Below are 11,067 nucleotides of genomic sequence, written 5' to 3'. Positions count from 1 at the left end.
GTCTATTTGCCAAAAAATTGTAGAAGCCCATCATGGTAAAATCAGTGCGTTTGCGTCTGATTTAGGTGGTTTAGGGATTTTGATTATATTACCCATGGAGTAATTGGCTATGACTAAAAAATCACATGTTTTAATTGTTGAAGATGAAAAAAAACTCGCTTCTTTGCTGGTAGATTATTTGAGTGTGTCTGAATATGAGACTAGCTGTGTACATGATGGTTTAGATGTAGAGCCTTGGCTTGCAAAGCACCATACCGATGTGATTTTGCTTGATCTTATGTTGCCCGGTAAAAATGGAATTGAAATTTGTAAGTCGATCCGCCAAACAAGCCAAGTTCCTATTATTATGGTCACAGCTAAGGTTGAGGAAATTGATCGCTTACTGGGTTTAGAAATTGGTGCGGATGACTATATTTGTAAACCTTTTAGTCCTAAAGAAGTTGTTGCTAGAGTAAAAGCAATGTTACGACGGGTCAAAGGGGCAAGCTCTGCATCAAAGATTTCTTTGCCATTTAGCATCGACGCCGACAGGATGGTTGTGGCAATAGAGCAACAGTCCATCGCTTTAACTTCGGTAGAGTTAAAAATGTTATCTTTGCTCAGTACTGAGCCAGGTAGGATCTTCTCTCGCGATCAGTTTATGAACACATGTTATACCGATCACCGAATTGTCAGTGACCGTACTATCGACAGCCACATTAAAAAACTCAGAAAAAAAATAGCAGCCATTGGCGATGAAAACTGGATCTACTCGGTTTATGGTGTAGGTTATAAGTTGGTAGTGTGAAAGTTATTAGCTGTAGTAGCTCACATTCGATCCTACAGTTTAGGACGATAAGCTTTGACTTAATCTGACAAGCCGTTTTGAACGAATTGCAGACATACGATTAAGTAGCGGTGACGATCGTCTATACTGAGGAAGCAGACGGTGGCATCCTCCCGTCTATTCTCCGTCATTCCCGCGAAGGCGGGAACCCCCGTCAACATCTGTAGATGGCAATAAAGTATCTTATTTTCAAAGATAAAATTGATTGAAATACACTCATTTCATACTGTTTTTAAACGATTTAAATTGGCTGCACGGTAAATGTTAGTGGGTTCCCTCCTCCGAGGGAATGACGTGTAATATCTTCAATATCTGCGCCGTCAGCGAGGTGTAATATCTTAAAAATCTTCACCGTCTGCAAACTGCGATAACCGCTAAGTCGGCCAGCGAGCTATGTCTGACAGGTATTGGCACATAGTCCCCCGTCAGATTTGTTTGGCTCTATTATTAATGGTTGTCAGGTTAGGTACTGACTATTCCATAGCTTGAGCTTTTCCCCTTTTAATCTTAGTGCAGTGTTGTTAGTTGTAACTCAAGGTTAAACCTAACTCTTGAATGTAATCACTTTCACGTTCAATATCCGCACCCAAAACTGGCTTGTGTTGCAGCCAGTCATCGGGAAATTGGATGTGTAAGTTATCTGCTTCGGCTGTCACTGAAAACTCAGGTAAAATATCGTCTTGGCGTTTTATGTTAAGTAATACCCCTAGACGTAATAACGCGATTAGCTTATACACTTGCTCTTGTGCTAATAGGGTGAATTCTGGTATTTCTGCTGCTTTGATTTTTTTACGATAAAACCTGGTTAAGGTGGCCAATAAGTTTTGTTGTTCCTGCCCAAATCCGGGTAATTCAATATTTTGCAATATATATCCGGAGTGGCGCTGAATGCCGCGGGTATTAATTTGTAAACCTACCTCATGTAACAAGGCAGACCAAGCCAACATGTTTTTTAGCTCTTTATTGTCGATCCCCCATGCTTTTTTGCATTGCTGATGCAGTGCCATGGTAGTGCTAAGTACTCGTTTGGCTTGTGCCACGTCAACATCATAACGAGTGGCTAGACTCTCGGCGCTGCGTTGGCGTATATCTGGATGGGTTAAGTGTTCTTCCATTTCATACAATAGGCCTTCACGTAACGCATCTTGTGAAAATTCCATTTCCTGTATATCTAAGCTTCTAAAAGCAGCAATTAAAATGGCTAAACCTGCCGCAAAAACCGGACGGCGATCATCACTTAGACCTTGTATCTGCAAATCTTTACTATTTCCCGCTGCACAGCATAAATCCATCAATGTGAGCAAATCAGTTAGGCACACATGGTTATCTCTATTGGTACTATCAAGTTGCGCCGCTAGCTCGATAATAATTTTGATGGTGCCTGATGTCCCAATACAGGTATTCCAGCCTATTTGTTTATACTTTTTATCGATCATCTCCAGCTCTTGCTGAGCACTGGTAATGGCCCTGTTAAAGGCTTTGGGTTTTAGTTCACCTTGTTTAAAGAAGCGATTGGTATAACTCACACAGCCCATTTGTAAGCTTCGTAATACCTTTGTTTCAAAACCTTCACCAATAATAAACTCTGTAGAACCACCACCAATATCGACAACTAAGCGTTGTCCTTGTTGATGATTGGTATGAGCGACGCCTTGATAGATAAGCCGCGCCTCTTCTGCTCCTGATATGATCTCGATGGGAAAAGGAAATACTTTCTTAGCGGCTTTTAAAAACTCTTTTGCATTGCTGGCTTTTCTTAATGCGTGAGTGGCAACGACTCTTACGCAGTCGGGCTCAAAACCTTGTAGGCTCTCTGCTATCACTTCTAATGTATCTAGACCTCGTTGTATGGCCTCTGCAGATAATGCGCCGTCTGTGCCTAAACCATCTCCTAAGCGTACTTTCTGTTTTACTCGGTGTAATATCTGCACTGAGCCTGCAACAATACGCGCAACCACTAAGTGAAAACTATTTGATCCCATGTCTAACGCGGCGACTTTGCTAGCGTCTCTTATTTCTACGTTATCGAAGGTTGAATCGAGTACAGTATCAGTGTTAGGCATTTTTGTCCTTTTCTAGGGCTTTTAAATAACGATAGATTTCAGTTTGAGAGCGCAGGTTTTTACGATTGCCTCTGGTGACGTAATGGTTGGTTTGTTGTTTATCTATTACTCGGGCTTTAAGTGTGTCATTAAATTGTATATTTAATATATCTATTATTCTGCGTTTTAAATCTATGTCATAGATAGGACACCCCACTTCAATTCTAAAATCCATATTACGGGTCATCCAATCGGCAGAAGAAATAAACATTTTTGTGTCTCCTGCATTTTCAAACACCATCACCCTTGGATGTTCTAAAAAGCGGTCAACAACACTGATGACACTAATATTATCGCTTAAACCTTTTACCCCTGGAACTAAAGAACACATACCACGGATAATCGCTTTTATTTTCACCCCAGCTTGACTGGCTTTATATAAATCATCGATGAGTAATTTGTCATCTAAATTATTGATTTTTAGGGTTATTTCAGCCTTTAGTCCTTCGTTTGCATTTTGTGTTTCTTGGCGCACTAAGGCTTGTATTTTGGTTCGTGCATTAAGTGGAGACACCTGCAGATGCTGAAATTTTTGTCTTCTATAGGGTTGCTGAATAAATGTAAACACGGCTTCGGCTTCATTAGCGAGCTCTTGGTTACGAGTAAATAAACTAAAGTCAGTATATATCTTCGCGGTTTTTTCGTTGAAATTACCGGTGCCAAAATGGGCGTAGTTAATTAATTGCCCTTTTTCTTCGCGACTGACCACACATAATTTGCTGTGAATTTTCAACGCATGCATTCCAAATACAACTTGTACACCCGCATCCGTCATTTTTTTAGACCATTGAATGTTCGCTTCTTCATCAAATCGAGCGCGCAGTTCAACCACCACTGTTACTTTTTTGCCATTATCCACTGCATCAATTAATGAGCTGATGACTCTTGATTGACTCGCTACGCGATAGATATTTAAGCGAATATGTTTCACATTAGGATCGAACGCAGCTTGGCGAATAAATTCGGTCACATGTAAAAAACGGTGGTAGGGATAATGCAGTAGAATATCTTTCGCGGTAATAGCGTCAAATACGGTGTCGTAGCCCGAAAAATCTTTAGATGTCAGAGCCGGGAGTACTTTGTTTTCTAAATAGTCACGTCCAACATTAGGGAAGCCTATAAAGTCTTTAAAGTTACGGTACGGACCACTGGAAATAAGACTGTCGTATGAAGATATTTTCAAACGTTTTTTTAAATCCTTGAGCATGTCACTGGGCATTCTGCTGTCGTGTACTACCCGAACAGGTTCCGCTATCAGTCTTTGTTTCATGCTTTCAGACATTTTGTCTACATAACTTTCGTCAATTTCATCGTTAAGAGAATACTCTGAATCTCGGGTCATTTTAAAAGAGAAGGCCTCAAGGGAATCAAATTCAATAAACCCCTTAAAAATACTGTCCAAGTTCAATCGAATAATGTCATCTAACAAAATGATATATTTCTTTTTACGGCTTTTTTCTGGAGGTATCACTACAAAGCGTGACATGTTTTGGCTTGGCACCTCAATAGTTGCGTAAGCAATGGCTTTATCGTCTTTATGCACGCCAACATAAAGGTAGGTAGCAAAGTCATTTAATCGAGACAGTAATTTGACCTTTTTATTCAGTAATACCGGGGCGACATGCCGTAAAATTTTATTCTTAAAATAATTACTCAACCACTGAGTGTGGTAGTCATTGAGGTCTTCTTCGCCGAGTAAAAATATATTGTATCTGGCTAATCCTTTTACCACCTGGGAATGAATACGGTCAAAATCTTTGGTCATGCCTAGGACTTTTTCCTGAATTTTTTCCATCAACAATTTGGTTTGTTCAGCTTCTTCCAGTTCACCTTCGTTTAAGTGAATGTATATCTTGCGTTTAACATCAGCTACTCTTACTCGATAAAACTCATCCATATTATTTGAATAAATACCGAGGAATCTTATACGTTCAATGATTGGATTGTTTACATCGGCTGCTTCTTGTAATACTCGTTGATTAAATGAAAGCCAGCTTAGTTCTTTAGGGTAATAAATGTTTTCGATATCAGGCATATATTGCTCTTAACATATTTAATGTTAGCAATCGTCTATTGCTATTATGACAATCTAATGACAACAGTCATTTAGTTTATTGTATTTCGATATCAATCATTAAATCGTTAGCGACGCTTTCTAATTTCTCTCTTAACATTTCTACGTCAAAATCAGCTGCAACAGTAATGATGGCTTTAGCTTTAAAAAGCTCACCACCCCAATTAGGGGCACTTTCAAGACAGGAATCAAATTTGACTATGTTGAGGTTAAACTGACTGAATATTTGCGTTAACTCTTGCACAATACCGGTTTTATCATTGCCCATAATATCGATTATGACACTTTGTGGCTCAGCAGGGATATCGGTGATCCCAGGTAACAAGTGTATTTTTAGATCGGGGTGCTGTGATAAACGTTCAATAAGTGCTTGATGTTTTTCTAAGGGCAAATCGACTTGTACAAATCCAGCGAAATGTCCAGCCATGTGTGAAAAGTTACTACCTAACCAGTTGCCTCCCATGTCATAGACCGTTTTGGCTAAATCACTAATTAATCCTGGTTTGTCGCTGCCAACTAAAGTAAATATTATGGGTTTCATAAAAGTGTCACATATCTGTAATAAAGTTAAAAGAAGAGAGCCCGATGCTCTACTAAATAGCCTAATACATTCTATCTTGTATGTAAGGTATTATTTGATCCGTAAATATTAGTGAATATCGGTTATGGTGAATGCTTAAAAGTTAAAAAGTTTTCTTTGTAATCATAATGCCACATTCAATTGATATTATTGCTGTGGTTTTATAATTGTTGGTTATATTTGCGGAGGATCCGCAAAATAGCCTATTGTTAACCATGTTTTAAATCGAAGAGAAAAGTTATGCCAATAAATTCTTTCTTGGGGGTGTTTGCAAAATCACCGCTTAAACCCCTAGAAGACCATATCAATATTGTACATAAATGCAGCCAAGGCTTATTACCCTTTTTTGCTTCTGTATATGCTCAAGACTGGAAAACTGCACAAGAACAACAGAAAGAAATTTCAATGTTGGAAAAAAAAGCTGATGTGATAAAACGTGAACTGCGAATTAGCTTACCAGTCGGGATCTTTATGCCAATTCAACGTCAAGACGTGTTGGATCTACTGACACAACAAGACAAAATTGCAAATAAAGCGAAAGACATTTCTGGGCGTATTTTAGGTCGTCAATTGGCTATTCCTGCAGAGCTTCACGAGTCTTTTTTGGTCTATTTGAAGCGTTGTTTGGACGCAACCAATCAAGCCAAAAAAGTGATTAACGAACTTGATGATCTTTTAGAAACAGGTTTTAGAGGCCGCGAATTACGTGTTGTTGAAGACATGATTGAACGCTTAGACGAAATTGAAGACGATACTGATAAATTACAAGTTGGTCTTAGAAGAGGATTGTTGGCACTCGAAAAAGATCTCAATCCGGTAGACGTGATGTTTTTATATAGCATTATTGATTGGGTCGGCGAGTTGGCCGATATTTCCGAACGAGTCGGTTCTCGCCTCGAATTGATGTTAGCCAACTAAGAGATCATATAATGGATATTATTAACAATTACGGCTTCGTGTTAATCGTAGTCGCCGCTTCGGTTGGCTTCTTAATGGCTTGGGGCATAGGAGCCAATGACGTAGCCAATGCCATGGGGACCTCGGTTGGCTCCAAAGCGTTGACGATAAAACAAGCTATTTTTATTGCCATGGTATTTGAATTTGCTGGAGCGTATTTGGCGGGTGGTGAAGTGACCTCGACAATTCGCAAAGGCATTATTGATTCGGCATTTTTCATCGACTCCCCAGAACTATTAGTTTTTGGGATGATATCATCGTTATTTGCCGCTGGGATCTGGTTGGCGTTTGCCTCCTATCTTGGATGGCCGGTATCGACTACTCACTCCATTATTGGTGCGATTGTTGGCTTTGCCGCAGTAGGTGTTAGTGCAGATGCAGTAGAGTGGGGTAAAGTCGGAGGCATTGTAGGTAGTTGGATTATCACCCCTGCGATATCTGGTTTTATTGCTTTTCTGATATTCCAATCTGCGCAAAAGCTTATTTTTGATACCGACAATCCTTTCGATAACGCCAAAAAATATGTGCCTTTTTATATGGCCCTTGCCGGTTTTGTTATGGCTTTGGTGACGATTAAAAAAGGTCTAAAACACGTTGGGTTACATATCCCAAATGGTCAAGATTTTGTGATTGCCTTTGGTGTCGCGCTGTTTATCGGGATCGTTGGTTGGCTGTATGTTAGGCGTATAAAAATTGATCCAAACGCTAAAAGAGCAACACAATTTGCTAACGTAGAAAAAGTGTTTGCTGTGCTGATGATAGTGACAGCTTGTTGTATGGCTTTTGCTCATGGCTCAAATGATGTAGCCAATGCAATAGGTCCTTTAGCTGCGGTAGTGAGTATCGTGGAAAGTGGTGGTGAAATTGGTGCAAAATCCCAGTTAGCTTGGTGGATTTTACCCCTTGGTGGTGTCGGTATTGTTGCTGGTTTGGCATTGTTTGGTCATCGAGTGATTAAAACTATTGGTAATGGCATTACTCACCTTACCCCAAGCCGCGGGTTTGCTGCTGAATTAGCAGCCGCTTGTACTGTTGTTATTGCATCAGGTTCTGGGTTACCTATTTCAACTACGCAAACCTTAGTAGGGGCTGTATTAGGTGTAGGTATGGCTAGAGGCATAGCGGCAATTAACTTAGGTGTAGTCAGAAATATTGTGGTTTCTTGGGTAATAACACTGCCAGCAGGTGCTGGTTTATCTATAGTATTCTTCTTTATGATCAAAGGCATTTTTGCTCCATAAATACTAAAATTACAAATAAACTAAAAAAGCCAGTAGCTTAGCTAACTGGCTTTTTTTATGGAAAAAAAACGCAACCAGTTCCACTCCTGAAATTTTATACCAATTCCATTAAACCTTGCCCTTCGGGGAAGTCCCTGTCGATTTTGTACTGCGTTCTCGCTGCTTGAAAGAGGATTGCCATTGCTGCGCAGCGACGCCTTGCCCAAAATCGGCTAGGGCTTTCTGAGTGAACACTTCTTTAATGGGATTGCCATTCCTGTACTCAAATTCACCCCCTGCGCAAATTTATCAAATCATTCTGGCATTTTGAATCAACACAAATGTGGCATATTAATTCTCTAATGTTGTTTTTGTGTATAAAACTGTTATAACGCTGTCATAAAACTGTCATAAAACTTAAACTAAAGCTAAAGCGCAGTTCATCATAGAGTTAGGCGTTTAACTTGGATAATCTTTGTTAATAGAGAATATAAACTATGAAATGTGGTAAAAAATTGTTGGTTATTTTGATTGCATGTAGTTTGTCGGCGGCTAGTGCAGCTGATCCAATTACGCTTTATGGAAAAGTGAATGTTTCGGCTCAGTCATCAGATGAAGGTGACGGGCACATCTCAGAGTTAAAAAGTAATAATTCTCGACTAGGAGTTAGGGGTAATCTTGAATTAGATAATGAATTGGAAGTACTTTATGTTGCCGAGTGGCAAGTTGACTACACCGATGAGTCTGGTTCAGAAAACTTTAAAGCCCGTAACCAATATGTTGGACTCAGGGGAGACTTTGGGACTGTTTTACTTGGCAGAAATGATACTGTGTTAAAACAGTCCCAAGGTAAGATTGATCAATTTAATGACTATGAAGCTGACTTAAAAGGGTTGTGGCAAGGTGAGAATCGAATGGGGGATTCAATTACTTATTTTTCTCCCGAGTTCAAAGGATTTACTTTGGGCGTATCGTATGTGGCTCAAGATGAATTAGAAGCAAATGATGCACAGTCTTTTTCTGTTGTTTACGGTGATAAAAATCTTAAGAAAAACCAATGGTATGCTGCAGTAGCCGCTGATTTTGATATGAATGGTTACGACACTCAGCGTGTTTCAGTTCAGACTAGATTTGGAAACTTAAAACTAGGGGCTATTTTGCATAGTCAAGAATCTGTTGCAACGGGCCTTTCTAAAGATGGTGCCATGGTGAGTGTGGCATACAGTATGGGTAAGCTTGAATTGAAAGGTCAGTTCCAAGCCGCGGGAAACAACGACAGTGCTTCTGTTGGAGTGGATTATAAATTAGGTAAGTCAACTAAGGCTTTTGCATGGGCCTCAACTAGAAGTTTGCAAGAAAGTGATGATAGCTCTTGGTTGGCGGTAGGACTTGAACATAAATTCTAATCTTAATAGGGATGATTGCTCTGTATTTACCTCTATATAGATTGTTTGCTCTCAAAATAAAATGATGGTTTTGTGCCAGCTAAATTAGCTGGCCTTTTTTTGTCTGAATTTCAGTAAATGGAAACAATGGTTTGTATTGAATAATCCAAGCCAAATATTAAACTTTTGTGACATCTTTTTGATGTAACAAAACTGTCATGCTGCTTGGTTACTCTTCTCGCGTTTTTTAATTCTTATAAAATTACTCGCATTTGGAGAGCACAATGGATCTTAATAATATTTTTAAAGCTAGTGCAATCGTAACAGCATTAGTTTTGGCTGGTTGTGGTGGAGACATCAATATTACCCCTACTGTTAATGACACTAGTACTAATAATAGTAATAACACTACCAATACTACCAATGAAGGTAATGATACAGGCACGGGTGATGGGACTACTACTGAAAATCCTTGTGCTTCATATGAGACAAGTGGTGTTGAAGTTCAAGGTGAATACACAGATGGTAATTGTGAATATAGCAAAGACTTTGTTAGCCCTGCGAGCCCGTTAACGACAGATATCACATTAGCAAAACTTGATAATGGTGGTGCTCACTTCTTTAAAAGTTCGTTAGTTGTAGGTGAAAACTGTAATACATCAGATAGCTGTGTACTTGTTACAGAAGGCCCAACTGTTGAAATTGAAGCTGGTGCAACTCTCGCCTTTGATGATTCATCATCACGAGTGCAAATTAACCGTGGCGCAAATATCGAGGCTGTGGGTACCTATAGCAATCCAATTATATTCACTTCAGCCAATGCAATTGCAAGCCTTAAGGTTGCGGATGCTCAACCTCAAGACTGGGGTGGCATTATGATTGACGGATTTGGTATTACTGATCAATGTTCTGATGCTGAGCGTGCAGCAGTAACCTGTAATGCTGAAAGTGAAGGCGCTGTGACTTATTACGGTGGCAACGACAATACTGATAACAGTGGTACCTTAAAATTCGTTAAGATCCATTATGCAGGTGGTTTGCCAGCGGGTGCAGAAGAAGGTAACGACTTGAATTCTCTTAGTTTGTTTGCTGTTGGATCTGGAACAACTATTGACTACGTAGACATCTATGCCGGATATGATGATGGTGTTGAATTGTTTGGTGGTGCTGTAAACCTTAAGCACATAGTCGTAACTGATACCCAAGACGACAGTATCGATATTGATGCTGGTTGGAAAGGTAATGCTCAGTTTATTCTTATCAAGCATGGCACTGTTGTTAACGCTGCGGGCAACACTATCAATATGGGGAACGGTGGTTTTGAGTCTGACGGTACTAAAGTAAAAGACAATAACGTTGCTCCTTCTGCACCTCAAATTGCTAACGTTACAGTGATAACAATTGACGAAGAGTCAGTTCGTGACGGTAACCCTTCTGTTGCTATTAAATTAGACGATTTTATCTCTGCCACTTGGTACAACACTGTATTGGTTAAAACTACCGCGACTCAAACGCACTGTTTCGAAAATTCGGGTGATGCTGAACAAGTAGTAGTTGATGGCGCTGTGTCTATGAAAAACTCTGTTGCTGCTTGTGCGGTACTTGCTAAGTCAGAGACTGTAGGCGCTACAACCTATACTAACTGGTTAACTGATACTGCTGAAGATAACAACAGCATTTTAGGTGGTGACGCAGATGTGTTAGCAAGTAACGGTTTTGCCACTATCGCAGATCTTAAAACGCCGTTTGATGTAACCACTATCGATGCGAGCTTTTTTGAAAGTGTCGATTTCATCGGGGCGGTAAGTCCTACAGATACTTCAAGTGACTGGTACGACTGGGCCAAAGATGCCTATGACAATGCCATTGCAAACGAACTATAAGTCGTTTAATTGACAAAGGTATAGGCGTGCTAGGTACCTA

At 39.8% G+C, this 11,067-nt stretch carries 8 protein-coding genes; 5 read left to right on the top strand and 3 right to left on the bottom strand.

Features of this window, described 5'->3' with window-relative positions:
* Positions 1–109: 109 nt before the first annotated feature.
* Entirely contained in the window at positions 110–787 is a 678-nt protein-coding gene (locus GARC_RS05915; protein ID WP_007617839.1) for a response regulator, read from the top strand.
* Between the two features lie 560 nt (positions 788–1,347).
* Here the strand turns inward: GARC_RS05915 and ppx are convergent.
* From ppx to GARC_RS05900, 3 genes are all read right to left on the bottom strand, one after another.
* Positions 1,348–2,889 (bottom strand): exopolyphosphatase, encoded by a 1,542-nt coding sequence (gene ppx / locus GARC_RS05910; protein ID WP_007617838.1) that lies wholly within the window; start codon positions 2,887–2,889, stop codon positions 1,348–1,350.
* Complete coding sequence (ppk1, locus tag GARC_RS05905; protein ID WP_007617837.1) at positions 2,882–4,963, bottom strand: polyphosphate kinase 1; 2,082 nt, start codon at positions 4,961–4,963, stop codon at positions 2,882–2,884. The genes ppx and ppk1 overlap by 8 nt, the downstream gene beginning before the upstream one ends.
* A 76-nt stretch (positions 4,964–5,039) precedes the next feature.
* Positions 5,040–5,543 (bottom strand): glycine cleavage system protein R, encoded by a 504-nt coding sequence (locus GARC_RS05900; RefSeq protein ID WP_007617835.1) that lies wholly within the window; start codon positions 5,541–5,543, stop codon positions 5,040–5,042.
* Positions 5,544–5,822: 279 nt separating this feature from the next.
* On the opposite strand from GARC_RS05900, the gene GARC_RS05895 reads away from it, so the two are divergent.
* From GARC_RS05895 to GARC_RS05880, 4 genes are all read left to right on the top strand, one after another.
* Entirely contained in the window at positions 5,823–6,500 is a 678-nt protein-coding gene (locus tag GARC_RS05895; protein ID WP_007617821.1) for a TIGR00153 family protein, read from the top strand.
* Positions 6,501–6,511: 11 nt separating this feature from the next.
* Positions 6,512–7,780 (top strand): inorganic phosphate transporter, encoded by a 1,269-nt coding sequence (locus GARC_RS05890; protein ID WP_007617806.1) that lies wholly within the window; start codon positions 6,512–6,514, stop codon positions 7,778–7,780.
* A 476-nt stretch (positions 7,781–8,256) separates the two neighbouring features.
* The gene (locus GARC_RS05885) at positions 8,257–9,165 is read left to right on the top strand and encodes a porin (RefSeq protein ID WP_007617797.1); all 909 of its coding nucleotides are present in this window, start codon (positions 8,257–8,259) and stop codon (positions 9,163–9,165) included.
* A 263-nt stretch (positions 9,166–9,428) separates the two neighbouring features.
* Positions 9,429–11,027, top strand: coding sequence for a hypothetical protein (locus tag GARC_RS05880; protein WP_007617795.1), 1,599 nt, complete (start codon positions 9,429–9,431; stop codon positions 11,025–11,027).
* Positions 11,028–11,067 lie beyond the last annotated feature (40 nt).

Origin of the sequence: Paraglaciecola arctica BSs20135 (assembly GCF_000314995.1) — a bacterium.
GTDB lineage: Bacteria > Pseudomonadota > Gammaproteobacteria > Enterobacterales > Alteromonadaceae > Paraglaciecola > Paraglaciecola arctica.
The sequence above is the reverse complement of the archived record's forward strand: the minus strand, read 5'-3'. Positions and strand labels throughout refer to the sequence as shown.